The organism is Thalassotalea atypica, from assembly GCF_030295975.1.
GTDB classification, from domain to species: Bacteria; Pseudomonadota; Gammaproteobacteria; order Enterobacterales; family Alteromonadaceae; genus Thalassotalea_F; species Thalassotalea_F atypica.
The window spans coordinates 354,370-380,922 of the sequence record NZ_AP027364.1; the positions used below are offsets into that span (position 1 = coordinate 354,370).

24 protein-coding genes are annotated in these 26,553 nt (G+C 41.5%); 8 read left to right on the top strand and 16 right to left on the bottom strand.

The window, feature by feature from the left end; genetic code table 11:
• Nucleotides 1–225: 225 nt before the first annotated feature.
• Nucleotides 226–1,062: a DUF417 family protein gene (locus tag QUE03_RS01605; protein WP_286264419.1), complete on the top strand. Its 837-nt coding sequence runs from the start codon at nt 226–228 to the stop codon at nt 1,060–1,062.
• An 80-nt stretch (nt 1,063–1,142) separates the two neighbouring features.
• On the opposite strand, the gene QUE03_RS01610 is transcribed toward QUE03_RS01605, so the two are convergent.
• Both QUE03_RS01610 and QUE03_RS01615 read right to left on the bottom strand, forming a co-directional pair.
• Complete coding sequence (locus QUE03_RS01610) at nt 1,143–2,066, bottom strand: alpha/beta hydrolase (RefSeq protein WP_286264421.1); 924 nt, start codon at nt 2,064–2,066, stop codon at nt 1,143–1,145.
• 139 nt (nt 2,067–2,205) lie between these two features.
• Nucleotides 2,206–2,691 carry a hypothetical protein gene (locus QUE03_RS01615; RefSeq protein ID WP_286264423.1) on the bottom strand — a complete coding sequence of 162 codons (486 nt, stop codon included), beginning with the start codon at nt 2,689–2,691 and terminating at the stop codon, nt 2,206–2,208.
• 253 nt (nt 2,692–2,944) lie between these two features.
• Between QUE03_RS01615 and QUE03_RS01620 the strand changes: the two genes are divergently transcribed.
• Nucleotides 2,945–3,415: a TlpA disulfide reductase family protein gene (locus tag QUE03_RS01620; protein WP_286264425.1), complete on the top strand. Its 471-nt coding sequence runs from the start codon at nt 2,945–2,947 to the stop codon at nt 3,413–3,415.
• 1 nt (nt 3,416) lies between these two features.
• Here QUE03_RS01620 and QUE03_RS01625 read toward each other — a convergent pair whose 3' ends face one another.
• The 11 genes from QUE03_RS01625 to QUE03_RS01675 form a co-directional block, all read right to left on the bottom strand.
• The gene (locus QUE03_RS01625; RefSeq protein WP_286264427.1) at nt 3,417–4,046 is read right to left on the bottom strand and encodes a DUF938 domain-containing protein; all 630 of its coding nucleotides are present in this window, start codon (nt 4,044–4,046) and stop codon (nt 3,417–3,419) included.
• Between the two features lie 14 nt (nt 4,047–4,060).
• Nucleotides 4,061–4,384, bottom strand: a complete 324-nt coding sequence (locus QUE03_RS01630; RefSeq protein WP_286264430.1) for an AzlD domain-containing protein — start codon at nt 4,382–4,384, stop codon at nt 4,061–4,063.
• Nucleotides 4,384–5,109: an AzlC family ABC transporter permease gene (locus QUE03_RS01635; protein WP_286264432.1), complete on the bottom strand. Its 726-nt coding sequence runs from the start codon at nt 5,107–5,109 to the stop codon at nt 4,384–4,386. The genes QUE03_RS01630 and QUE03_RS01635 overlap by 1 nt, the downstream gene beginning before the upstream one ends.
• Nucleotides 5,110–5,298: 189 nt before the next feature.
• Nucleotides 5,299–5,796, bottom strand: a complete 498-nt coding sequence (locus tag QUE03_RS01640; RefSeq protein WP_286264435.1) for a hypothetical protein — start codon at nt 5,794–5,796, stop codon at nt 5,299–5,301.
• 300 nt (nt 5,797–6,096) lie between these two features.
• Nucleotides 6,097–7,986 carry a collagenase gene (locus QUE03_RS01645; RefSeq protein WP_286264437.1) on the bottom strand — a complete coding sequence of 630 codons (1,890 nt, stop codon included), beginning with the start codon at nt 7,984–7,986 and terminating at the stop codon, nt 6,097–6,099.
• A 47-nt stretch (nt 7,987–8,033) separates the two neighbouring features.
• Nucleotides 8,034–8,975 (bottom strand): bifunctional Delta(1)-pyrroline-2-carboxylate/Delta(1)-piperideine-2-carboxylate reductase, encoded by a 942-nt coding sequence (lhpI, locus tag QUE03_RS01650; protein ID WP_286264440.1) that lies wholly within the window; start codon nt 8,973–8,975, stop codon nt 8,034–8,036.
• 29 nt (nt 8,976–9,004) lie between these two features.
• On the bottom strand, nt 9,005–10,078 hold the full coding sequence (locus QUE03_RS01655) for a M24 family metallopeptidase (protein WP_286264442.1): 1,074 nt from the start codon (nt 10,076–10,078) through the stop codon (nt 9,005–9,007).
• Nucleotides 10,079–10,103: 25 nt separating this feature from the next.
• Nucleotides 10,104–11,156, bottom strand: coding sequence for a proline racemase family protein (locus QUE03_RS01660; RefSeq protein ID WP_286264445.1), 1,053 nt, complete (start codon nt 11,154–11,156; stop codon nt 10,104–10,106).
• 13 nt (nt 11,157–11,169) lie between these two features.
• Nucleotides 11,170–12,927 (bottom strand): MFS transporter, encoded by a 1,758-nt coding sequence (locus QUE03_RS01665; RefSeq protein WP_286264447.1) that lies wholly within the window; start codon nt 12,925–12,927, stop codon nt 11,170–11,172.
• Between the two features lie 491 nt (nt 12,928–13,418).
• Nucleotides 13,419–14,108 (bottom strand): single-stranded DNA-binding protein, encoded by a 690-nt coding sequence (gene ssb / locus QUE03_RS01670; protein ID WP_286264450.1) that lies wholly within the window; start codon nt 14,106–14,108, stop codon nt 13,419–13,421.
• Between the two features lie 203 nt (nt 14,109–14,311).
• On the bottom strand, nt 14,312–14,707 hold the full coding sequence (locus tag QUE03_RS01675; RefSeq protein WP_286264451.1) for an acyl-CoA thioesterase: 396 nt from the start codon (nt 14,705–14,707) through the stop codon (nt 14,312–14,314).
• A gap of 148 nt (nt 14,708–14,855) precedes the next feature.
• Between QUE03_RS01675 and QUE03_RS01680 the strand changes: the two genes are divergently transcribed.
• Together QUE03_RS01680 and QUE03_RS01685 are read left to right on the top strand one after the other, a co-directional pair.
• Complete coding sequence (locus tag QUE03_RS01680; RefSeq protein ID WP_286264455.1) at nt 14,856–16,415, top strand: amidohydrolase family protein; 1,560 nt, start codon at nt 14,856–14,858, stop codon at nt 16,413–16,415.
• Between the two features lie 261 nt (nt 16,416–16,676).
• The gene (locus tag QUE03_RS01685; protein ID WP_286264458.1) at nt 16,677–17,135 is read left to right on the top strand and encodes a hypothetical protein; all 459 of its coding nucleotides are present in this window, start codon (nt 16,677–16,679) and stop codon (nt 17,133–17,135) included.
• A 99-nt stretch (nt 17,136–17,234) separates the two neighbouring features.
• Here the strand turns inward: QUE03_RS01685 and QUE03_RS01690 are convergent, their stop codons facing one another.
• Nucleotides 17,235–19,262 (bottom strand): NADPH-dependent 2,4-dienoyl-CoA reductase, encoded by a 2,028-nt coding sequence (locus QUE03_RS01690; protein WP_286264459.1) that lies wholly within the window; start codon nt 19,260–19,262, stop codon nt 17,235–17,237.
• Nucleotides 19,263–19,415: 153 nt separating this feature from the next.
• Between QUE03_RS01690 and QUE03_RS01695 the strand changes: the two genes are divergently transcribed.
• A complete protein-coding gene (locus QUE03_RS01695; RefSeq protein ID WP_286264461.1) occupies nt 19,416–19,889 on the top strand; it encodes a transcription elongation factor GreAB in 474 nt (157 codons plus the stop codon).
• Between the two features lie 113 nt (nt 19,890–20,002).
• Here QUE03_RS01695 and QUE03_RS01700 read toward each other — a convergent pair whose 3' ends face one another.
• The gene (locus QUE03_RS01700) at nt 20,003–21,367 is read right to left on the bottom strand and encodes an MFS transporter (RefSeq protein WP_286264462.1); all 1,365 of its coding nucleotides are present in this window, start codon (nt 21,365–21,367) and stop codon (nt 20,003–20,005) included.
• 194 nt (nt 21,368–21,561) lie between these two features.
• Here QUE03_RS01700 and uvrA point away from each other — a divergent pair, with 194 nt between their 5' ends.
• The 3 genes from uvrA to QUE03_RS01715 all read left to right on the top strand — a co-directional run bounded on the left by uvrA (nt 21,562) and on the right by QUE03_RS01715 (nt 26,079).
• Nucleotides 21,562–24,393: an excinuclease ABC subunit UvrA gene (gene uvrA, locus QUE03_RS01705; RefSeq protein WP_286264465.1), complete on the top strand. Its 2,832-nt coding sequence runs from the start codon at nt 21,562–21,564 to the stop codon at nt 24,391–24,393.
• A 152-nt stretch (nt 24,394–24,545) separates the two neighbouring features.
• A complete protein-coding gene (locus QUE03_RS01710) occupies nt 24,546–25,193 on the top strand; it encodes a fused MFS/spermidine synthase (protein WP_286264467.1) in 648 nt (215 codons plus the stop codon).
• On the top strand, nt 25,183–26,079 hold the full coding sequence (locus tag QUE03_RS01715; protein ID WP_286264469.1) for a spermidine synthase: 897 nt from the start codon (nt 25,183–25,185) through the stop codon (nt 26,077–26,079). Before QUE03_RS01710 ends, QUE03_RS01715 begins: the two co-directional genes overlap by 11 nt.
• On the opposite strand, the gene QUE03_RS01720 is transcribed toward QUE03_RS01715, so the two are convergent.
• Nucleotides 26,073–26,525, bottom strand: a complete 453-nt coding sequence (locus QUE03_RS01720; RefSeq protein ID WP_286264471.1) for a GNAT family N-acetyltransferase — start codon at nt 26,523–26,525, stop codon at nt 26,073–26,075. The genes QUE03_RS01715 and QUE03_RS01720 overlap by 7 nt on opposite strands.
• Between the last annotated feature and the right edge of the window lie 28 nt (nt 26,526–26,553).

Genomic DNA, 26,553 nt, shown 5'->3' on the forward strand with positions numbered 1-26,553 from the left:
TTACAAAGTATTAAGATATTGATATACATAAGCCTAATTCTTATTCCATATAGTTATTATATTGACATATTTAAGCTGTTTTCACTCTATTTGGCACTAACATTTATATTTTTCTTGGATTGAATTTAAGGTCAGTAGGTAGACACTTATGAAGTTTTTTGAAAGCATTCAGAAGAAATCAGGTCTATTGTTGACTGAGAATGATATGCAATGAAAAGGTATAAAATGACTGAGCAGTTTCAAACAAAAAGTGTATTGGTATTAATCGCACTATCGACACTTTTACTTGGTGTTAGCTCGCTGTTATTAGGTGAACATAAACATATTACTCTAGTGACGGATTTTTATCGGCTGAGCTCTATGTTGCCAGCGACAGTGTTTAATGGCATGGCGTCCGTTGGCTTTTTGATTACCGCAATATTGGCAGCGATTGCATTAAAGAAACAGCAGTTTTATCAACCGTTAGGTCTTTGGTTAATGCTAATCAGTGCTGTTCCACTGTTCAGCTTATTGGCGGATACAATGTGGATTGACAGTTTAGGGGGCTTTCCTGCAATAGGCTCAGGTCAAGGAACCATTAAGTATTTTGCTTTGTTCTCAGTTGGAATGTTTTTTTATCGATATAATACGCCAAGCAGCTTAAACCGATGGATTCAGGTTATTCCTGTGATGATTGTTTTGCTTTGGATTGGTGGCATGAAGTTCACACTACTCGAGGCAAAAGGTATAGAAGACCTGGTTGCTTCTTCGCCATTGATGTCATGGATGTATGATGTTTGGGATTTACAAATGACGTCGAACATCATCGGGGTCTATGATCTTATCGCTGTGCTGCTACTAGTGGTCGCAATGTTAAACCCTCGCTTTATCATGCCTGCTATTATAATGTCTGGTGCGGTGTTCATTGTGACGCAAACCTTTCTAGTGACATGGGATTCAGCGATTTCACCACAAACGATTTTATCAACCGGTGGGCACTTCCTGATTAAAGATCTATGGTTTATTGCTAACTTGATTTTGTTCTATTACTTGAGCTCAACACCGTCGAAAGATTCATTGTAATGTGTGTTTTTCACCCTGCACTTAGGGAAAGTTAAGGGATTCAGTTATAGGGTTGAGCTAAGGCGTATACCCTTTACTCGTTAGTTTTTACCGAGTAGAAAGAGCAAAGGTTTATCTAATCGGCTACGCCAAGCATTTTCGCTGTGATTGTGACCTTTGAAAAAAAACGTTTGCCATTGTGATTCGTCATATCCTTTGACTTTCATGACCTTGTCTATTTTTTGTTGTAATGGCGGGTAGAAGGCATCTAATGTTTTATCACCATAATCAAAATAGATTTTATGATTATCAGGAGCCGGTAAGTTATCTGACATGTATTTGGCAAACGCGTCAGGAATTGGGTTGCCATCATGAGGCGCAACGCCCGGCCAATGCGTAGATAAACAGGCGGCCCCGCCAAAAACATCTGGATACTCACTTATCGCATACATTGAGATCAAGCCTCCCATGCTTGAGCCGAGAATAAACGTTGATTCAACAGAGGTGTTTACAGAGTAGGTGCTATCGATGTACGGCTTAAGTTCAGTGACTAAAAATTTAAGGTAGTTATCTGAGTTTATTGGCTTTTTAAGCATCAACGTATCAGCATCGCGCTTGGCCAAGTAGGTTGTTTGCTGCTGTTGTTTGGTCAATAAATTAAACGCAGCTTGCGGAAAATAATCGCTGTGTCTGGTTTGTACATCGTTATCAATACCAACAACGATAAAAGGTCTTACTTTCTTTTCAGCGATCAGTTTTGAGGCTATTTCATCAACGCCCCACTCTTGTTTGTTCCATGTAGTATTTGCATCAAATAGCATTTGACCGTCATGCATGTACAAAACGTCGTAGGCGTGGTTTTCGTTATATCCATTGGGCAGCCAAATATGGATATCTCGCTGGGTCACTAATTCAGACTTAAACGAGGTTAAGGTGGTTAACGTGCCGCTCGATACGGTTGCTGATTGAGAAATGCTGCTGCATAGTAATGAAAGCAAAATAGCAATTTTCGGGAAATAATTCATGCTGATCCTGTAATGGGCAGGTGCTAAAAAGCGCCTCAGTAATTTAATGAATCATTACTGAAAGAGATTCGAGTTTCCATTGAATACGAATGCATCCTATATTTACACACCAGCCAATAAAGAGTTTGCCAAAGAACGGTTATTTAAGGTACTTGATTGCCTGTTCGGTGACGCATTTGGTGAAACTTTTTTGACGCTCTTCTTTTGATAATCGAGTGATGGCACCATGCACTAATTCAAGTTTCTCTTTTCTGTCTTGTTCTGACAAAGTAGAAAAATGATCCGAATAGCAACCAATTAACCCGAAATTAAGCGCTTGCTCAGATTGTAAAGTTTGCTCACCTAAACAAGCAGAAAGCTTCTGCGCTAATGAGTTTTTGTCAACTTTTTCAATCAGCATCTTTAAAGGAATGTGAGTAGGCTCAGTGTTTCGGCTTAAATTACAGCCATAGAACATATCCGCTACCGCGACTTTGGGCATGATTTGCTGATGCTGAACACTGAACTTTTCTTGGAGCCATTTTTTGTGTTCTGGTGTAATTGGATTGGTGTGCTCTTGTGACATGGCGTTAAAAACCATTGCGTAAACAAATAGGCCAAATGTAATTTTGGGGATGAAAGACACTTAGCTAAGCTCCTGATTTATCATGAAAAGCGTTTAAAGTATTTTATCATTATACGTCAAAATAACGTTAAAATGTTTTAACAAATCGTAATTTTTGTAATTGGAGAGCGTGATTAGCAAGGATTGGTATCAGCTTAGTTAGTTAATTTATTTCTCGAGCATATTGAAAAGTATAACTTAATTCGTTCTTCAACTTGGTCAAGCGCTAAAGCTGTGACACAATTTACGCATTACATACCAAAAGACGGCATCAATGAAAAATTTTATTAAAGTGCTAATAATATTTAGCTTAATAATTGGTAACACAAGTGTTGCGAATGAGCTGGCGCAGCAACAACTCGAGCAACACATTTCAGACAATCGAGGGAAAGTTATCTATATCGATTTTTGGGCATCATGGTGTAAGCCTTGTCGAAAGTCGTTCCCATGGATGAATGAAATGAAAGCTAAATATGAAGCACAAGGCTTTGTTATTTTGAGTGTTAACTTGGACGCAGAGCGCCAGTTTGCTGATGAATTTCTTGCTGAAATTCCTGCTAATTTCAAGGTTATTTACGATCCCAAGGGAACAACTGCCCGAAAACTCAAAGTCAAAGGCATGCCTAGCAGTTATATGGTCAATCAAGAAGGTAGTATCGTAAGTGCACATCGTGGTTTTAACCAAAAGAAGAAAGTAGCATTTGAAAAAGAAATTATTGAGCTGTTAAACGCTAATAAAAGTTAATTTACAGCGGCGTTTTTTGCCAAACCAGTAATTGGTTGTTTGCTGGCATATCGATATCGTGTTCTAGGGTAAAGCCCGCGTTGTTGGCTAACAGTGTCACTTTTTCAAGGTCTCGAATACCACTTTGGGGATCTCTGTCTTTGAGCCAAACGTCAAATTCAGCATTACTAGGGCTGGTAAAATCTCCCCGATACTTAAATGGGCCATAAACAAGAAACATAGCATGTGACTCTGTGCTCATCACCATGTGATCAAACAGCTGCTCAACATGTTGCCACGACATGATATGCAAAGTGTTAGCGGTAAAAATTAGGTCATATTTCTTGTTTGGCCATTGGCTTTTATTGCTTACATCAAGGGTGATAGGGGCCAAGCAATTGTTCAGCGAAAACAGGCCTAGGTTATGTTTTAACAGGGCAATGTTTTGTTCTACATCACTAGGTTGCCATTGTACCTTATTAAGTTGCTGACAAAAGTGGATCGCGTGTTGGCCAGAATAGCTACCAAGTTCTAGTACTTTGGTCTGTGTTAAGTTAAAGCGCTCTTGGTGTGATGACAACGCGGCTTTAAGGTGTTCGAATATGACGGCTTTGTTTCGCTCGCAACTTGACGCAAAGTTTTTAATGTCCATAAGTTTTCAACTCGTTAAATGTTGAGCAGCAAGAATTTCCATAGTGCAAACGCAATTAATCCTATAATGACGGTAAGCAACATACTTTTTTTCCAGTAACTAATACCTACGGCGACTATTGCACCAATAATATATGGATTGTTCAAACTTAAATACAACTCCCCTTTGGGTATAAATACCGCGGGGAAAATAATCGCGGTAAGTACAGCTATGGGTACATAATTTAACGCTCGTTTTAGCTTATCAGGAAACTCAATATTATCGGCAGCGGCAAAAAGGACGTAGCGAATACCAAATGTGACTGCCATCATGCCGATGATCAACCAAAATTCTTCCATTAGTCAGCCTCCCTGTTAATCTCGGCAAGTGTTTTTTCTTGTTTCTCTAGGTACATCGCAACCCAAATGGCACTAATTGCTGAGAACAAAAGTCCTGTTTTGTGTGGCCAATCATACGAGATCAATGATAGTCCACCTGCAACCACCGCACAGGCCAATGTCGCGCGATTATGCAAGCAAGGAACAACAATACCGATGAAAGCAACGACCATGGCCATATCTAACCCCCATTCAGCCATGTTAGGAACGCTCTGACCGATAAATAAACCTATGACTGTACACACTTGCCAATTAAGGTACATAAACAACGCAGCGCCAAAATAATACCAACTAAAATTGGGTTGGTTGGCATGTTCTTTTAGATAGTTACTTGCTACAGCAAAGCTTTCATCTGTTAAAAGAAATGCCATTGGGATACGTACTTTTTGATTATATTGTTTTATGTGCGGCAATAGATTGGCGCTATAAAGTAAGTGACGAAAATTCACAAAAAAAGTGGTCAATACTATAACCGGCCAACTAGCGGATGCTGCGAGTAGGCCAACTGCAATAAATTGCGCGGAGCCGGCAAAAACGAATAAAGACATCGCAAGTACGGCCCAAGGCGACAATGACGTGGTTTGTCCGAGTGCACCATAAATGATGCCAAACGGAATGGCAGCAATGATCAAGGGCAGGCAGTCTTTCATGCCTAATGAGAACAATTTAGAACGCGTGTAGTGCACTGTAAGTTATATACAAAAAATGGCCATGTAAAATACATTGGGCTTTTGCTACATTAATCAAGAGGAAGTTGTAACAATGGTAACTAGATAAGGCTTCAGATCTATGTCTGGTTGTCATAAAAAAAGGAGCCAGAAGGCTCCTTTTTGAATAGTGTTAACCTGTAGCAAGTTAATATGGTCTAAACACCATTAAAGGTAGTTTTGTAGTTCAACAGCTGTTTGTTCACTACCGAACTTTTTAACGAAATCAATAACAGAAAGGTTGTTACAATTGTTGTATTTAATAAAGTACTTCATGTTCATGTCTTGGCTACGGATAACACGTTGCAATTTATCTAAATCACCTGATGCGGCGATTACACACAATTGACCTGAGCTATTACCGTTAGCTGCAGTCAGTGAAAACTGGTTTTGAGTGATTATTTCATGGCTGATTTGTGGTTGGTCTTTGTATTGTTTTACAAAGTCTGTGATACCAACGCCATTACACGCGATTTTACGGTCAATATTTTCTTCAGCAACGCCGACTAGCTCAGCAATTTCAGCAATGGTTTGATTGCCAGTTACTGCGTTGAGGCAATATTGTGACTCGTCCGTATTTGCATTGCTCGGAACGGTAAAGTCATAAGCATTAGCTGCTTGTGAAAAAGATAAAGTAAGTAGCGCCATTAATGTAAATGTTTTCATATTGTCACCTGTATTATGTCATGATTTTTTATAAATCCATGACGTCGTCACTTGATAAAGCCAAGTTCGACTGGTTGAAAATTGCGCGAATCATAGTTTTTTCAGGCAGTGAAGGAGAGGATCTAGATCAATAAAAATGCTGCTTATTTAATCAGTGTCGCTAAGCCTTTGTATAGGAAAGTGATTTATTTTTGTTATAAATACAGTATTTCGAGGTTTAGGTGGCTTAAGCAGAGAGTTAAGCAAAGAGCAGAAGTTGAAAAGGTTAAATGCCAAGACATTTAACCTTTAATTTATCTATTATTTCAACCAATGGGCAGGCACAAATTCCGGCTTTAGAAAGTTAGGGTACAAGTAACGATTCACTTTCCTAGGCAATTTCTCTTTGACTGTATCAGCTGCTTGGCTTTTGCTTTCAAGCATTTTTCTTTGATTTAACAGCCATGCATGAAAATCCTCTTTTAGCTCATTTGCAGTGTTATCCAGTTGCTCACTGTAGCCATCAAAATAGTCTTTATAAATGTCGTTTTTCAAAGACACTAAACGTTGTTGATGATTTTCTGCTAGAAAACGAACTGCCCAATAGCTCCATTGGTAGACACGTTCTGAGCCATCAGCATATTCAGTATCAAACACTTCACCCAATGATGGGATTTCACTTGGCTCGGCTTTAAGCAATGTTTTAGAGGCTCGTTCGTTATTGTTATCTCTGGCAATATATTCAGCAACACCTTCTGACCACCACACCATACGATTTGGGAAATGTCCAAACGGCCCGTATGTGGTGAAACGCCCAGTTAAGTAATGAACATATTCGTGGTTCAAGTTCCAAACCTTAAAGGTTGGTCGTAACCAAAAGGCCTCGAATGAAAAAAATGTCGCCTGATTTCCAGGCTTTGACGGTGTCCCTTCTATATACATGCCGCCATTATCAGTATTGATATCAAATAGCATTGGCGCATAACGATGATATTGTGACCAATCATCGAACACCACAACTCTTAAAGAAGTGTTACCGTCATTAGCAACTGGCTGATAATTCGTTTCAAATAACTGGTGGAAGCGTGCTTCTTGTGAAGTGAGTTTAGTGCAACTGTCTGTGAGTTGCTGAGTGGAAAGTTGCTCAGAGCGAATAAACAATGATGACGAACATTCATGCTTTTGTGGTAATACGTCTTCTAACGTTGCTTTGTAACAGTAGTTTTTCCATTGCTCTTCTTGACAGCTTTCATCTGTTCTAAAACTAGGCACAAGGTAATATTCGGTGAGTAATTTACTGATTGCTACGGTATCACCGCCATAGTTTTTTTCGATCATGGTAATAATATTTTGGTCAATGGTGGTTAAAATATTATTCGCTTGTTCATCATCTGTTGATGCGTTTTCTGTATCAAGTAACAGCGTTGATTTTGCGACTAACCACAATAAGTGCTGTGTTACCCATTGAGCGTTTTCGTTGGATGAAGATATCTCAAGCTGACCAGCAAGTAGAGCGGATAACTGTTTATAATATAACGGCCAAAATTTAGCAAAAGCTTCTTTATTTGATTCGCTTGTGTTGTTCTTAAGCCATCTTAAATAAGTGATATGCGCAAAGAGGTTTTGCCAAACATTTTCTCGATAGTCAGTATTATATTTGGCTTTACTGGGATTATAAGCGGCGATATTTTGCGACAATTGAGCCGTTAACCAAGTCAGCTCATCAAGCCACTGCTCACTGTCCGCAATAGTTAACCAACGGTGTAAATTTTGACTGAGTAAGCGATCTAATTCAAAGTCTTTGTCTGTTTTAATATTTGATAAGCTTAGTAATAGTGATGAGATCGCTTTTAGTTGTTCATCATTGGGTTTTTTGCCATAAAACGAATAACGATCGAGATAGGTTAAGCCATGAAAAAGTACATTGCGTTGGTTGGTGCTCAATGCTGATGTATTGCTAGTTAAAAGGCTTAGCTCGGTAATGATGGTGTTTAAATTAGCTGATGACATGGCCGGCGAGTCAACAGGTTGCTCATTGGCAGCAAGTTGACCTGCTATAGCTAATACCTGAACAGCATTTGTCTCTGCTTCATTGCTTGTTAATGCATAGACAGGTGTTGCATGCAGGGATATTGCAATATTGGCAATGACTAAGGTGAGCGTACAAGTAAATACCTGCCGTAACTTAGTGAGTGTCAGTCGTATATTCATGGAGTTACCTTGTTTAATTGTTGTTAGTTAAAGTTTTAAAGACTTCATCATGAAAGTTGTTGAAACACATAGTTCGCTGTGACTAAATCACTGATGGCGGTACCGACAGATTTAAACAGGGTAATCTCGTCTTTATCTTGTCGACCTTTTGCAGGATTGCGGCACAGTTCAGCAAGTTCAGCGATAATATCCTCCTGCTGAAACGCACCTTCAGCCATTGGCAATAGTAGTTCACCGGCTTCTGCTAAGTTATTGACTAAACTGTCGACATAAACACGTGCACGAGTCACTGTGGTGGTGTCACATTCGCGTTTGTCGTTATTATGATTACCCAAACAATCGACATGAGCTCCTGGTTTTAAATGATTGCCATCAAACAAGGGTTCACCGCTGGCGGTTGCACAACAAATAATATCTGCTGTTTTCACACTTTGTTCGATGTTATCGCACGTAGAAAAAAACACGTCAGGATAATCGTTTTGCATCGATTGAATAAGGCTTATTGCTTTTTCCTCTGAGCGCGCAACAACAGTGATTTTATTTAGTGGGCGTACACTCAAGTGAGCTTTAATTAAATAGGGGGCTAGGTTGCCAGTACCAAATAAAACCAAATGCTCACTGCCTTGATTTGACAAAAGCTTACTGGCCAACGCAGAAATTGCAGCGGTGCGCCAATAGGTTACGCTGGTGCCATCTACCAGTGCTAATGGCTCGCCAGTCGTTCGCTTAAAGAGCATGATTTTTGAATAAAGGCTATGCAATCCTTCATCTGCGTTGTTATCAGGAAAATAGGTAAACGCTTTTGTGCCAATCACTTCGTTATTCCATGAAGGTAGTAAGGCAAAGGCATCACGAGAATGGCTCTCGTCTAAATGAAAGACCTGCCGTTGAGGCATAGTAAAAGGTTGTGTGAATGCCTGCTCAAGTAAAGGGATCAGGTGTTTAAAAGATAAGTGTTGCTGCACTTGTGCTGCGCTAATAATTTTCATTGCTATATTATGTCCGTAGGTGAATTTGATTAAAGCTCAAGTAATGCTTTAGGCGCTTTATTTAATATGCTTAATCCGTTATCTGTTAATACGACATCGTCTTCTATGCGTATACCGCCCCAATTGGGAATGTAGATACCCGGTTCGATGGTAATGACGGAGCCTTTGTAGATGGTAAGGTCACAACCTGCCCCCATAATGGGAAATTCATGTAGATCAAGCCCAAGGCCGTGTCCTAAACCTTCACCCATGTATTGTGCATAAGGACTTTGGGTTAACACATCGGCAGCACTTTGATATAAACGCTCACCTGTGATGCCTTCGGTTAGAGTGTCGAGCGCTGCTTGCTGTGCTTGTTGAACGATTTGGTAAACTTCTTTTTGTTTTGGTGACGCTTCACCAAAAACATAAGTCCGTGTCATGTCAGATCGATAGCCGTTAATTCTTGCGCCAAAGTCGATAAGGACTAAATCTCCTCGCTTTAATTTTCTGTTTCCAGGAATGCCATGTGGTAGGGCGCTTCGTTCGCCAAACAGCAAGATGGTATCGAAAGCGGTTCCTTCAGACCCAAGTTTAGCCATTTGATAATCAAGTTCTAGGGCTAAATCTCGTTCACACATACCGTCTTGAATGTGAGTTAGTGTGATGGCAAGTGCTTGATCGGCGATATCCGCCGCTTGTGCTATCGAGGCTATTTCTGAGTCATCTTTAACATAACGTAAATCTTCTACCAACCGGGTTTTACCAATGACAGTGTTAACCTGAATGCCTTGATGAATACTTTGCCACTGTTCAACTGAGCAATGGGCACTTTCAAAAGCAAGCTCACTTACTTGCTCTTTGATAAGCAGTTCATTGATTAAACTAGGCAAACTTTGGTTTACTCGATCACGACAAACAATATCCATGTCAACGGCCTGTGTCTTTGCTTGCTCATAATATCGATAATCTGTGATCAAATAGTTGTGCAGTGGTGTCAGCAATATAGTGGCTGCATGGCCATTAAATCCCGTTAAATAGGTAATATTGTGATCGTTGAAGATCAAAAAGCTGTTTAGCTTTTCTAAATTCAATGTTGTTCTTAATTTTTCAATTCTATTCATATTTACGCTCTTTATACGTTGGTGCTTACCTGAGTATGAAGCCAGCTTTTAATGGATCATTAGGATCAATAATTAATTCACTTTTCCCTGTGATAAACGCATTACCCGTAACGCGAGGAATGACGGCTTGATGTTCGCCAAATGCTTGTATGCGATTAGCTTCGACTTGAAATTGGCTCCCTAAAATACTTTCAATGATAATAGGGTGATTGAGGGGAACTTCCTGTTTGGCAAAATGCAGCGCAACTCGGCCACTGACACCACTACCTGTTGGGCTGCGATCGACTTCGCCATCAGCAAATACACAAACATTACGACTATGAATACCGGGTTGCTCACTTGGTTCAATAAAGATAGTGCCGTACAGAAAACTTAGATCAGGCTCATAAGGATGAGTGATGGGGAATTTCTCACTCACTGCCGCTTTGATTTTACGACCATAATCAATCAGTTGATTGTAATCATGTGCGTTGCACTTGAGCCCAAGTTGAGTGGCATCGACATAGGCATAATACGCGCCACCAAAGGCAACATCGAAGTTAACTTGTCCTATTCCTTCGACATGAATGCTCTGATCCTGGTAAACCACATAAGAAGGGACACATTCAAAAGTCACTTTATCAATTGAATCACCATCACCATCACCATAAGCAAAGGCATTAATTTGTCCGCACGGTACGTCAATCTTAACTTGTGTTACTGCGCCTGTTTTGGCAACAATGCCTGCTTCAACGGCAAACTTTGTCAATGCAATGGTCGCATGACCACACATACTGCTGTAGCCTTCATTATGAATAAATATAGCGCCGAAGTGACTGTCTTCTCGCTCTGGTGGTAATACAATCGCACCGTACATATCCGCGTGACCTCGTGGCTCAAACATCAAGGCAGTGCGTAAGTGATCATAATGCGTCTTACAGTAGCGACGCTTTTCCAATACCGTATTCCCTTTTAGCTCAGGAAAACCATCAGTGACGATGCGTAGTGGCTCGCCGCCCGTATGACAATCAAGGGTGTGTAATGTGGTAAAATTTTGTGGCGCTTGCCACTGGCTAAATTGTGTTGAAACAGATGTCATTTTATTCTCTCAATCAGTTCACTTCAGCTAATTGCTGCTGTTTTTCAATGTCGTGTTGCATGGTTTTGCTGAAAATGTACAAAGCAAGACAAGTGAATAGTCCTAATAGACCAATAATGGACCACATCATATTGGGTTGTGACATATCAATAGCAAAGGTTTGATAAAGCCAGCCGGAAAGCAAGCCCCCAAATAGATTCCCGAGTGCTAAGGCAACGAAGTAATACCCCATAAACATGGCCACTTTGTCTTGTGGAGCAAAGGAAGCAACGTATTCTTGGCTCTTAGGTGATGCTATCATTTCTCCGGTTGCAAAAATCAAAATGGAGGTGGCCACAAGCGTACCACCCATGACCAAACCATGGGCTAGACTGCCAAACCATAAACCAAAAGAAACAAGTGCAGTACCAGCAATTAGTGTAGGTAACACCGGCCATTTCTTAATGAGATTACTGATTAAGATTTGGCAAAATACAATCATTAAAAAGTCTAACCCGAGCAGCGTGCCAGGGTTAATTTGTCGATATTTCTCTGCCCACGTATTGGCATATTGTGAGGCTAAAGCAGGCTCGTTGGATATCTGTAACAATGCGCTGCTCAACTCTGCCGTGGGCACTCGAATATCTAACGACGCCATGGCCGCACGAGCCGACTCCAGGGAGCCGCTGGTCGCATTTACTGTGTAAGTAGGCGCAAGTCTCAATAACTCTTCTTTGATGGCATCAAGGTTAATTGCCGCAAATACATCATAAAACCAAGGGCCTAATGCGTGTAGTGCATTGACTAAATCACCGGTATCGACAAAATCTCGAACAAAACTGGGTAGGGTGATAAACAGTTGTAAGTACACGGTCCAAAAGCCAGACATTATCAATAGATATACCATGAACGCTTTGTTGCCTATTTTCATGGTTTGGCGATACCAAGGTCGAATGTCCAATGGATTTTGCTTGCTTGTTCGTAAATTAAAGACATCCCACAGCACGGATAAAACAATAAGAACCATCGTGAGAAATAAAGTGATCCACCCGGCACTGAAATTGCCCAGCGAGGGAATAAGATTAGCGTTATAGGCAACAAGAATGATCAACAACGGGAAAATTAACAGGGCTAATCGTCCATTGCCCAACACGAGCTGCATCTCTTGCATCACCTGCTTAAAAGACTTGTTCGTTGGTTGGGTTGAAGGCTCCTTGTAGAAAAACAACACCGGAATAAAGTTTAAAGCGATCCAAATCGCGGCAAAAGTAAACACCCAATCCCAGCCAAGCTTCTTTTGAATAATGGGGGCAATAAGAGGACCAAGCGCGCCGCCAATGTTCACCATCATATAAAAAATGCCGAAGCCTAAACCGCGGTTTGTTGCATCGGTTGTGCGTCCAATGGTGCCGGTAACCACAGGCTTAAAAATACCTGCGCCCAGTGCAACAAGCATAAAGATCGCCATGAAGGACCCCATGTCCTTGATATGCCCAAGTAAATAATAGCAAGGCGTCATAATGATAAATGACAAAATAAACATGCGCTTGTAACCATATCTATCTGCTAGGGCACCGGAAACAATGGGAAATAAATAGAGGAAAAACGGGACAATACCCATGATCAGCCCCTTCTCTGATTGATTCAGCCCTAACCCCCCTTGAGACACTGGGCTAGTAATATATAACGCCAATAACGTGTACATACCATACCAGGCAAATCGCTCCAATATCTCCATACAGTTCGCAACATAGAAGGATTGATGAAAAGGGCTACGCTGTGCTTCCGTCATTTAAAAAGTCCTTGTTATTATAATTTTGACCTTCAGTTAGAGCAGAATCATATCAGTAAGATATATTGTATACAATCAAAGATGTTTAACTTTTAGGCAAGAGTGGTAATTCATTTATCTATCTAAAGTAGGCGTGCTCCAGTACTAATGAAAATAGAAGCTCAGATTGTCGTTTTGGCTGCTAAGGTGCCAAGGGCATTGTCGCAGGGCAGAATTTATTGTCGTTGTAAATAACAAAATCTGGGAACGATTATCGAAACAGTAGTACATGAATAATCTCTGATAGAGTCATATGCATGCGGCGAATTACTCAGAGGAATGAAGAGATAGTTTTGTAAAACGTTCACCGTCACAACTAGGAAGGTAATGGAGTGTTGACGCAGTGCGCATGGAAGTTAAATAACGGCAGATAGTAAATCTATTAGAAAATAAAAAGGGTCTGTAACAACAGACCCTTAACAAATTTATTCTAAAATTCTTACTGACATTTCCTAGAACGGAATATCGTCATCGAAGTCGATAGTTGGCTCTTGCGGGTTCACTTTAGGTGCATTTTGCTGGGCAGGTTGTTGGTTAAAGCCACCTTGTTGCTGGGCAGGTTGTTGATTAAATCCACCTTGTTGCACAGGTTGCTGATTAAAGCCACCTTGCTGCTGTGGTGCTGCTTGTGCTGGTTTGTTGAAACCACCTTGTTGTTGCGGTGCTGCTTGCGCAGGTTGCTGTCTAAAGCCCCCTTGCTGCTGTGCAGGTTGTTGGTTAAAACCACCTGATTGAGCCGTGTTTTGCTGGTTGAAACCACCACTTTGCTGTGCTTGGAAACCACCACCGCCTTGGCCTTGACCGCGTGAGTCTAACATTTGCATGTCATTGGCAATAATTTCTGTCGTGTACTGATCAGCACCTTGCTGGTTTTGCCATTTACGAGTTTGTAAACGACCCTCTAAATACACTTTAGAGCCTTTTTTAAGATATTCACCTGCAATCTCTGCAAGGCGTTGATACATTACTATACGGTGCCATTCAGTTTTCTCTTTTTGCTCACCGCTTTGTTTGTCTTTCCATGTTTCTGATGTCGCAACTGTAAAATTAGCTACTGCCCCACCATTTGGCATAAAACGAACTTCTGGGTCTTGCCCAATATTACCGACGATGATGACTTTATTAATACCACGACTGGCCATGAAAATTTCCTACTGTATCTGGCGGCACCTATTCATGCCGACTTAAAATTCATTCGTTTATCTAACAAATGAAAAAACGAATCTGAGTTGATCGATTCTATCACTGTGCATCAACAATCCAAAGTACGAATAACACTTTTTTCTAGGATTTTATCTCACGACCTTGACGCCATTGATATTTAATTTTTTTAATAGGCGATAAACTACAGCTCGACATTGTGCCTTGATAACTGCTTCTTAATATCATCCGGAATTTTAGCGGATGATTGGCTCCTGTAATCAAAATGTACCATCACAGCAGTACCGAACGAGACGCGATTATTTTCTTGCCACAGCTCCTGATAGACATCGAATGATGAGCCACCAATACGGCTAATGTAGGTGCGAACCTCAATGTCTTTGCCGTAATATATTTGCGCTTCAAAGTTAACATCAATTTTTGCCAAAATTAAAGGCCAAGCTTTTAAGTTCATTTCCGGTGTAAAGAGTTTAAAAACAGGGTTTCTAGCACCTTCAAACCAAACAGGGATCATAGTGTTATTTATATGGCCTAAGGCATCGGTGTCGCTAAAGCGAGGGGTAACTATTTCAGAAAACATATGGTGGAAATATCTATGGTTAAAAAAGTATGTTATCGATATTTATCAAAATATTCATCTCTTTTACTGGGCATTTTATCGAGATTGACTACCGTATTTTGTATACATTCGCTACAGTGTTAGCAAATAATTACAAAGAGAATTTAGCATGAAAACGTTCATCTTAGTTATTGGATTTTGCCTATCGTGGCTATCCGTCGCTGCCCCTGGTGATAAAGCGCCAAAGCGAGCCGAGGGTGACGGGCCCTATAAACGCTTGATTTTACGTGGCGGTATTATGGTCAACGGCGAAGGTGCACCTGCAATGGGGCCGGTTGATATTGTCATTGAAAATGATCGCATCAAACGTATCGTTAATGTCGGTAACCCTGGCGTGCCTATCAAACCGAAAAAGCGTCCTAAATTGCAAGCTGGTGATAAAGAAATAAATATTGAAGGACAATATATTTTGCCTGGCTTTATTGATATGCACGGTCATATTGGCGGTAGTGCAGAGAATATTCCTGCTGAATACGTCTTTAAACTGTGGCTGGCACATGGGATTACTACCGTGAGAGAGCCGGGCAGTTTTAACGGCGTTAATTGGGTTATGGATCATGTTGAGCGAAGCGAGAAAAACACTATTGCAGCGCCACGCATCATTCCTTATGTTGGCTTTGGTATGGAACAAAAAGAGCCAATTACAACGCCGAAACAAGCCCGCGCTTGGGTAAAGAATATTGCTAAAAAGGGCGCTAAAGGCATTAAATTTTTCGGCGCTCCTCCAGAAATCATGGCAGCCGCTTTAGATGAAGCGAAAAAGCATGGACTTGGCAGTATGATGCACCACGCCCAACTCGAAGTGACTAATATGAATGTAGTTGACTCAGCACGACTAGGGCTGACCACCATGGAGCATTGGTACGGCTTACCTGAAGCGCTCTTTGAGCATCAGCACATTCAAAATTATTCGCCAGATTATAATTATAACAATGAGCAAGATCGTTTTGGCGAAGCAGGACGGTTGTGGCAGCAAGCGGCAAAACCTGACACAGAAAAATGGCTGGACGTTCGTGATGAACTGTTGGAATTAGACTTTACCATCAACCCGACCATGACCATTTATGAAGCAAGTCGCGATTTAATGCGTGAAATGAATGCGGATTGGCATGAAGAATATACTTTGCCGACATTATGGGATTTTTTCCAGCCGAACCGTTACGCCCATGGCTCTTACTGGTTTGATTGGACAACGGATGACGAAATTGCGTGGAAGAAGAATTATCAGCAATGGATGGCCTTTTTAAACGACTACAAAAATCACGGCGGCCGTGTAACAACGGGCTCAGACGCGGGCTATATCTTCAAAATTTATGGTTTTGGTTATATTCGCGAGTTAGAACTTTTGCGTGAAGCAGGTTTCAATGCTTTAGAAGTGATTGAATCTGCAACTATTAATGGTGCTGAAGCACTGGGCTTAGCAAATGATATTGGCTCTATTCGTGTCGGCAAAAAGGCGGATTTAGTGATTGTCGGTGAAAACCCATTGCGTAATTTCAAAGTGCTCTATGGCACAGGCCACTTCAAGCTCAATGAAAGCAATAAACCAGAGCGTTCAGGCGGCGTAAACTATACCATTAAAGACGGTATTGTTTATGATGCTAAAGCTTTGCTTTCGGATGTTAGAGAAATGGTTAAGCAGGCAAAAATACAAACAAATAAAGAGTAAATAACTCCCGTATACGTAAACTCTACCTCATTGATTTCGCCATGTAGGGTTTACGTAGTCTATCTTGCCATTAATTCTCTCTTTACACGCCAACTGATAATTTCCTGTTAGCTCATCAAATTCCTAAGTGGGTTGCTTGTAACAATGTTAATTGTCCATAATGTTACAAATTTCACTATTTTTATTACCTGATTTGTGTACTTTAGACTGGTTGAACACCCTAGAATCTAGCGACTGCATATAGATAATAGAAAGGTTCACATGTTAAAGAACATTCTTATTGCTGGCCTATTGGTCTTGGCAAGTACACAAACATTCGCAAATGAAACCGCCCACCATATTCCTGGGGTTTTCATTGGTGCAACGCACGCTGACAGCGAAACTGAAATGAGCTTTGGTATCGAGTATGAATATAAGCTCAGCGAGTTATGGGGCACCGGTATTGTCTTTGAAAAAACCAATGATGCTCATCATGGTGATGGCGCAGATGTATATTTAGCAATGGCTTATGTTCATCCGTGGAATTCAATTCGCTTGGGATTAGGTTACGGTAAAGAAGACATTGGCGGCGCTCATGGCGGCAAAGAAGATTTGTATCGCGTAGAAAGCAGCTATGATTTTCATGTTGGAAGTTTTATGATTGCACCAACATTAGCTTTTGATTTTGTTGACGGTGAGACCCATACGGTCACTGAGCTTGTATTCTTAATGCCATTCTAATGGCAAGTTTATAACTGTCCAATAATGAAAAAAGCCACAGAGCTTCACTTGTGGCTTTTTTGGTAGTCAGTGCATCCTTGTTTAAAAGACCAGTAAAAACTAAATTCTTGCAGCCAGCTCTGCACCTTGTCGAATGGCACGTTTGGCATCTAGTTCTGCCGCAATATCTGCACCGCCAATTACATGGCAGTTTTGCCCTTGTGCAACTAAGGCATTGTATAAGTCTTTATTTGGCTCTTGTCCCGCACAGATGATGACGTTGTCGACCTCGATTTGTCTTTCTTTGCCATCCACCTCAATCAATATACCTTGATCATTAATGGCTTTATAAGTCACTCCTGGGATCATTTGCACGCCTTTCTTTTGCAAGAAGGCACGATGGATCCAGCCGGTGGTTTTACCTAATCCTTTACCAACTTTAGTTGTTTTACGTTGCAGTAAGTAGATCTCACGTGCAGACTTCTCTGATTCGGCAGGCGCTAATGCGCCGGCGTTATTGTATTCTTTATCAACGCCCCATTCTTTCATCCATGCTTCTATATTGGTAGTTAGCGACTCTTCTTCTGCTAAATAGCTTGCTGTATCAAACCCAATACCGCCAGCGCCAATGATGGCCACTTTCTTGCCGACTTCTTCTTTATCACGCAACACTTGTAGGTATGACTTAACTTTTTCATGCTTAAAGCCTTCTATGCCTAATTCACGAGGCTTGATCCCAGTGGCGATAACGACATCATCAAAGCCTTCTTTTGCAAGCTGCTCTGCTGTTTTCTCGCTGTTAAGCTGCACATCAACTTGCTGATGCGCCAACTGGTTTTTATAGTAGCGTAAAGTTTCATAAAACTCTTCTTTGCCCGGGATTTGCTTAGCAACATTAAACTGACCACCAATTTCACTGCCACGATCAAATAGCGTTACTTGATGTCCGCGTTGGCTGGCATAAACACTGAATGCTAATCCTGCAGGGCCTGCACCAACCACAGCAATGCGTTTGGCTTGCTTGGTGTTTTCGAAATTCAATTCAGTTTCGTAACAAGCGCGTGGGTTAACTAAGCAAGACGCTCGTTTTTGTTCGAACACATGATCTAAACACGCCTGATTACAACCAATACAAGTGTTGATGTCTTCGCTTCGATTTTCCGCTGCCTTATTTACAAAATCAGCGTCTGCCAAGAATGGACGTGCCATGGACACCATATCTGCATGACCATTGGCTAACACATCTTCTGCTACTTCTGGCGTATTAATACGGTTAGTCGTGACGAGTGGAATGCTAACTTCCTTCTTCATGCGCTCGGTGATCCAAGTGAACGCCGCACGAGGTACCGACGTTGCTATGGTCGGGACGCGTGCTTCATGCCAACCAATACCTGTGTTGATAATGGTTGCGCCGGCGGCTTCAATTGCCTTTGCCATCAATACCACTTCTTCCCAAGTATTACCGCCTTCAACTAAATCAAGCATTGATAAACGGAATATAATAATGAATTTCTCACCAACTTTTTCACGTACCGCCTTTACAGTTTCCACGCCTAAACGCATACGGTTTTCGATACTGCCGCCCCACTCATCATCACGAAGGTTGGTACGTTTACAGCTAAACTGGTTAATCAGGTAACCTTCAGAGCCCATGATCTCAACGCCGTCATAACCAGCCTTGTAGGCGAGCTTTGATGCTTTTGCGTAATCTTTGATTGTGCCCAAGATCTGGCGAGTCGACATTGCTTTTGGTTTAAATGGATTTATCGGTGCTTGGATTTTACTCGCGGAAACACTAAAGGGGTGATAAGCGTAACGGCCAGTATGAAGAAGCTGTAAACAAATTTTAGTGTCATATTTATGCACACCTTCAGTAACTTGGCGGTGCTTCTTAACGTGCCAAGGCATGGTCATGTCACCACCAAATGGACCGACGCGACCACGAATATTCGGGCTAACGCCGCCAGTGACAATCAGGCCAACGCCACCTTTCGCACGCTCTTCATAAAAAGCGGCTAATTTCGCCCAGCCATTTTTTTCTTCTTCGAGCCCTGTGTGCATAGAGCCCATCAAAACGCGATTTTTAACTGTGGTGAAGCCCAAATCTAATGGAGCAAGCATGTGTGGAAAAGCAGTTGTTGTCGTCATAATTGTTCACTTAATCATTATCGACCTAATGGTCATACCTGCATATAACTTACTTGTGTTCAGGTAAAAACTCAAGCTAATTTTGACACCTGTCAGATAGGTGGAGGGTGATAGGTATTAGCAACTCGATAATTAACTGGTTAATATACTGAAATGAATAAAAAGATACTTATTGAGCAATTACAAAATCAATTGCTGTCGTTGCTTGAAGAAGCTGAGCTTGCCGCTACAAATGCTCGACTTGCAGCAACTGATGAGCAGTCCAAAGCGGAAACCCAATACGATAGCTTAGCGATTGAATCTGGCTTTTTGGCGGAAGGCCAATCTCGACGAATTGACGAATTGCGTAAGAGCATTAATACCTTGAATTCGCTTAAAGTGGGTGAAAGTCGTCAGGTAGAAATCGGCGCTTTGGTTTATTTGGAAGATGATAATAGTCAGGTTAAACTGTTCTTTATTTTACCTGTTGGTGCAGGACATCAACTCTCATTGGTAAAAGAAATGGTAACGGTAATAACGCCAGATGCGCCGCTGTCGTCGTCTCTAAAGGGCTGTATTGTCGATGATGAAGTACGCCTGCAAATGGGAGCAAAAGAGAACTTCTATACGGTGATTGATATCAAGTAAAGCCAATGGAAATACTCAACATCAGGTTTGACTGTAAGAATAGGAAAAAACGGCTTGTCACCGTTTTTTCTTTAATGCGTTATCCATGAGATACCTCTGCTACTTGAAATGTCTTATGGATTTAACAATGCTTTAATTTGCAAAATATCTGCTTGTTTGTCGTCCAGCTTTAAATAGGCGACCGCCTCTGAATGTACCAAAGTCGCCTCTACAACGCCCGGCATATTGATCAGTTTTTCCGCTGCGTCATCGGCTTGCTGCTCAGAAGCAAAGGCAGTAGTGAAACTAAAGCTCTTTGACTTTGTTTGGCGCTTCATGCCTAAGGCGATCAATAACCAAACTACAGCACAACATGCCATCACGACAAACACGCCGGATTCTCCATAGCTACTTGATAATGCCCCACCCAAGGCACCACCAACGAAGGCTCCTAGAAACTGGCTGCTTGAGAAAATCCCCATTGCGCTGCCTTTGACGCCTGCTGGCGCGATACGCGAAAGTATCGAAGGCATCGTAGCTTCCAAATAATTAAAGGCAGCAAAAAACATGACAATCAAAACAACTAAGGTAGTTAGATTATTCGGTAGCTGTGAGAACAGGGCTAACGTCAAGGCAAGCAAAGCGATGGCGCCTGCAAACATTTCTTTTTCTTTTTGTTTTTTCATCCCAATTATCATAAACGGCACCATCAAAAAGAAAGAGCCAAAAAGAGCGGGTAAATACAGCTGCCAATGATTCTCAAGCAATAAACCACTATCAATTAATTTGAGAGGCAAATAGATAAAACAAGCGGTAAGCACCATATGCAAAGTAAACACACCCACATTGAGACGAAACAGTTGTGGGTGAGTGAATAAATTACTGAGCTGATCAAGCATGGCCACATTATCGCCTTTTGGCGCTTTATTAACAGAGTTGGGCACCATAAACTGAATCAGCAACATCGCTAGCACAGTCAATATGGCGGTAAACCAAAACAAGCCACTTAAACCAAAACTTTTGGTAATCACGGGGCCAATAACGAGTGCAACGGTGAAGGACAAACCGATAAACATACCAATTGTTGCCATAACTTTGGGACGTTGCTCTTCACGGGTTAGGTCTGCGGCAAGCGCTAATATTGCTGCTGCTATTGCGCCCATTCCTTGCATTGCTCGACCTAATACCACGCCGTAGATGGTGTCTGACATTGCCGCAACAATACTACCTATCATAAAAACGACAAGACCCGCCAAGATAATCGGCTTTCGGCCAAACTTATCAGACAATATCCCCATGGGGATTTGCAATAGGGCTTGGGTCAAACCATAAGCGCCAATGGCTAGCCCTAACCAAATCGGGGAGTAACCTTTAAGCTCGGGCCCATAGATGGCAAATACAGGTAGGATCATGAATAAGCCGAGCATACGCAAACCAAACACGGTTGCTAGAGAAAAAGCGGCTTTCTTTTCAAGAGAATTTAATCCAGTGGCACTCATAAAAAACTACAAACATCGACAATATTGATTCTAGGCGCGCAATTTTAGCACGCTTAAACGACGAACAAAAATGCCCAGTATCGAACGGATCAAATAAAGCGAAATTTATTATTATCTACATTCATTTTTCTTAATGATAAGTGCGTTTATTTTGTGCGATAATGGTCGATTACAGAAATTCGTGCGGAAATTATATGCAATACATTGACGTTAGAGGCGCCAGAACACACAACTTAAAGAATATTAACCTCGAAATACCACGAGATAAGTTGATTGTGATCACTGGTTTATCAGGCTCTGGTAAATCTTCATTAGCCTTTGATACACTTTACGCTGAAGGTCAACGACGCTATGTTGAATCGCTTTCTGCTTATGCTCGTCAATTCTTGTCTCTGATGGAAAAGCCAGACGTGGACCACATTGAGGGACTTTCTCCGGCCATTTCGATTGAACAAAAATCAACTTCGCACAACCCGCGCTCAACCGTTGGCACTATAACGGAAATATACGATTATTTACGTTTGTTATATGCACGTGTCGGTGAACCTCGGTGCCCAGAGCATAAACAGCCGCTTGCTGCACAAACTGTGTCTCAAATGGTTGACAAAGTACTTGCCCTAGAAGAAGGCACGAAAGTGATGATCTTGGCGCCAGTATTGCAAAACCGAAAAGGTGAACACGTAAAATTGTTGGATAACCTTGCCGCACAAGGTTATATCCGCGCTCGGATTGATGGTGAAGTATGTGACCTATCCGATCCTCCGACATTAGAATTACATAAAAAGCATACTATTGAAGTGGTGGTAGATCGCTTAAAGGTACGTGAAGACATTCAACTGCGTTTATCAGAATCATTTGAAACGGCATTAGGCCTCACTGCAGGTACGGCTAAAGTCGCTTTCATGGATGAGCCAGACAAAGGAGAGCTGATTTTCTCAGCAAACTTTGCCTGTCCACATTGTGGCTATAGTATGCAAGAGCTAGAGCCAAGATTGTTCTCTTTCAATAACCCAGCAGGTGCTTGCCAAACATGTGATGGCTTAGGTATTCAACAGTTTTTTGACCCTTCTCGAGTGATCACGAATCCTGAGCTTAGTTTGAGTGGTGGTGCAATTCGTGGTTGGGATAAGCGAAATTTTTATTATTTTCAAATGCTACAGGCCTTGGCTGATCATTACGGCTTTACCTTAGAAACGGCGTTTGAAGCACTCGATGATGACATACAAAACTATGTGCTTTACGGTAGCGGCAAACAAAAAATAGAATTTAAATACATGAATGACCGCGGTGACGTGATTGTTCGAAATCATCCGTTTGAAGGTATTTTGAACAACATGCAGCGCCGGTACAAAGAAACGGAATCAAATGCTGTTCGTGAAGAGTTATCAAAATATTTAAATAGTCAGCATTGTCCTGACTGTGAAGGAAGCCGTCTTCGTCTTGAAGCGCGTAATGTTTTTATCGATGATAGACCATTGAACCACATTGCTGAGCTATCAATATTTGATGCCTTGTCATTTTTTGAAGGGTTAAACCTTGAAGGGCAAAAAGCGCAAATAGCAGAAAAAATCTTAAAAGAAATCAATGAACGGTTAGGCTTCTTGGTCAATGTCGGTCTTAATTACCTTAACCTTTCACGCAGTGCTGATACTTTGTCTGGTGGTGAAGCACAACGTATCAGACTGGCCAGCCAAATAGGTGCGGGTCTTGTAGGCGTCATGTACGTACTTGATGAGCCTTCAATTGGTTTGCATCAGCGCGACAATGAAAGATTACTCGGTACGCTGACGCACTTACGTGATCTAGGCAATACTGTGATTGTTGTTGAGCATGATGAAGATGCGATTCGCGCAGCGGATTACGTCATCGATATAGGCCCAGGTGCAGGTGTGCATGGGGGCGAAATTATTGCGCAAGGTACTATGGAAGATATCTTGAAAAGTGAGCATTCACTTACGGGTAAGTATTTATCAGGTAGAGAAGAGATTTCAGTGCCTAAAAAGAGAACTCCGTTTGATAAAAAAGAAGTGGTGACGCTAAAAGGAGCAACAGGCAATAACCTGAAGAATGTTGATTTACATATTCCACTAGGGTTAATGACCTGTATTACTGGTGTTTCAGGCTCGGGTAAATCAACACTGATTAATGACACGCTTTACAAAATTGCTCACACAGAATTAAACGGCGCAACTACACAAGAGCCGTCGCCTTATAAGTCAATTAAAGGTTTAGACAAGCTCGATAAAGTGATTGATATTGATCAAAGCCCTATTGGGCGAACGCCACGTTCTAACCCAGCTACGTACACAGGTATATTTACCGCTGTGCGTGATATTTTCTCCGCGACACAAGAAGCCCGTTCTCGCGGGTATAAACCCGGACGCTTTAGCTTTAATGTCAAAGGTGGCCGCTGTGAAGCGTGCCAAGGTGATGGTGTGATCAAGGTGGAAATGCACTTCTTGCCGGATGTATATGTACCATGTGATGAATGTAAGGGTAAGCGCTATAACCGTGAAACCTTGGAAGTTAAATACAAAGGGCAGAACATTCACGAAGTGTTGGACATGACCATTGAAGATGCACTTGAATTTTTCAATGCCATCCCTGCGGTGAAGCGTAAATTGCAAACTTTGATGGATGTTGGCCTGAGTTATATTAAGTTGGGTCAGTCAGCGACGACACTTTCCGGTGGTGAAGCCCAGCGAGTGAAATTGTCAAAAGAGCTATCTAAACGCGATACAGGACAAACGCTATATATCCTTGATGAGCCGACCACAGGTCTACACTTCCATGACATTAAACAATTGCTGCAAGTTATTCATCGCTTGCGTGATCACGGCAACACCATCGTTGTAATTGAGCATAACCTTGATGTCGTTAAAACGGCCGATTGGATTGTAGACCTAGGTCCTGAGGGCGGTGCAGGTGGTGGAGAAATTTTGGTGACAGGGACACCTGAAAAAGTGGCAGAACATCAAGCGTCACATACCGCGCGATTCCTAAAACCACTGTTAGTGAAAAAGTAAACGTTCTAACAAGTTCAGTAGGACATCAATTATTACAAAGCCAGCAGTTATCTAGGTGATATCTGCTGGCTTTTTTATTTCAGGCAAAGTAAGGTGAATTAGCTTCAAATATCAATTTGTTAAATTATTTTATTAAAAACGGATAGTTACCAATGAATAGCCTTTGGCAAAACCGGCTTATTTACTTACTCGCGTTCACTAGCGGGTTTTCTATTATGGGCGTTGAATTACTGGGCGGTAGAATACTAGCGCCATTTTTTGGCAGTAGTGTACATATTTGGGGCAGTATTATCACCGTGTTCATGCTGAGTTTATCGATAGGCTATTTACTGGGCGGTAAATTGTCGATGCGAGCGGCGTCTTTGTCACGCTATGGTGTTATTTTCCTTATCGCCGGTATCTTAGTATTCCCTATCACTTATATTGGCAACCCGGTGATGGAGTATATATTCATAGCGATAGAAGATAGTCGATACGGCTCTTTGCTTGCCTCGTGTGCATTATTTTTACTGCCCACTATCGTGCTTGGTATGATTTCCCCTTATTCAGTGCGGCTGTTAGTTACCCATCACCATGAAAGTGGTCAGGTGGCAGGTAAGCTCTATTTTGTCTCAACACTAGGCAGTGCACTCGGCACAATAATTACGTCGTTTTATTTGGTTTTGTATTTTGAAGTGGACCAAATCATTACAACCTTTAGCTTAACGTTGGCGTGTTTGGGGATGGTGGCGATAACGTTAGGCAGACAACAATTATCTGCAAATAGTGAAAAAAGTAATGGTGCTATCCATGAAGGTTAACTACAGCCTTACTATTCTCGTGGTGCTAGTCATACTGATATTTACTTTTTCGGCGCAGGCACGGGTTATTCATAGCGAGCGATCTTTATACCGCAACATCTTAGTTGAAGATACGGCAGATCTTCGCTGCCTTAAATTCAATGTCAAAAGCCGAAAAACCAATCAAAGCTGTTTTTTAAAATCTAAGCCACAAGAGCTGGTTTTTAATTACACCAAGTTAATGTTCTCCGGCCTACTGATTAACCAAAGTCCAAAACGAATTTTAATTGTCGGTTTAGGTGGCGGCACCATGTCAAACACACTGCACGAGTTGTTTCCTGACAGTGTAATTGATAACGTCGAACTCGACCCTGCGGTTACTAAAGTGGCGCGGGAATATTTTGGCTTTTTTGAAAATACAAAAGTTAAAACGATCACCCAAGACGGGCGTGTTTATATCAAACGCGCCTTGCTTAAAAAGCAGCAATACGATTGGATTATTTTAGATGCGTTTAATGGTGACTATATTCCAGAGCACCTCCTAACGGCAGAGTTTCTACAAGAAACCAAAGGCTTACTTTCTGAACAAGGCGTATTAAGTGCAAATACTTTTTCTAACAGCCGTTTATATGATCATGAATCAGCCACTTATGCTGCCGTTTTTGATCAATTCTTCAGTGTAAACAACAGCTCTAATGAAAACCGTATTATCGTTGCGGTCAAAGGTGAGTTGCCTGAAAAATCGTCTTTAACTAAGCATATCGCGCCATTACAACAACGTTTAAAGCCTTATGGCGTCAATGTCACTCGCATATTTAATAGCATTACAACTAAACAAGACTGGCAACAGGACACGAAAATATTAACCGATCAGTTTTCACCTGCGAATTTGCTCAATACTCAGTGAGGCTTATTGGGTTGACTACGTCGCATATGCAAGATCGGAAAGGGTTTTCCCATATCATCAAGCGGTGAACGAGCAATGACTTCAAAGCCATTAGATTGATAAAATCCTACGGCCTTCGGGTTTTGTTCATTCACATCAACCGTCTCAGCATTCAAACTGTTAATCGCGTACTGCAGCAATAGGGTGCCTACGCCTTGGCCTCGTGCGCGATTTAGAATAAATAACATTTCAATTTTGCCTTCGTGAACCCCTAAGAAGCCTAGTATTGAGCCGTGCTCATCTCTGACCAGCTTTAAAAGGACGTGGGGAAATGCTTGCTCAATAATAATCGGTTTGAAAAATGCTATATCGGCTTCGCTAATAAAGTCATGGGTGGCGCGGACAGAGTTTTCCCATACAGCGAGCATTTCAGCATAATCAGCTTTGTTTGCGTTTTCTACTATCATAATAAAGTGCACTATTCTTTAGGAAAAT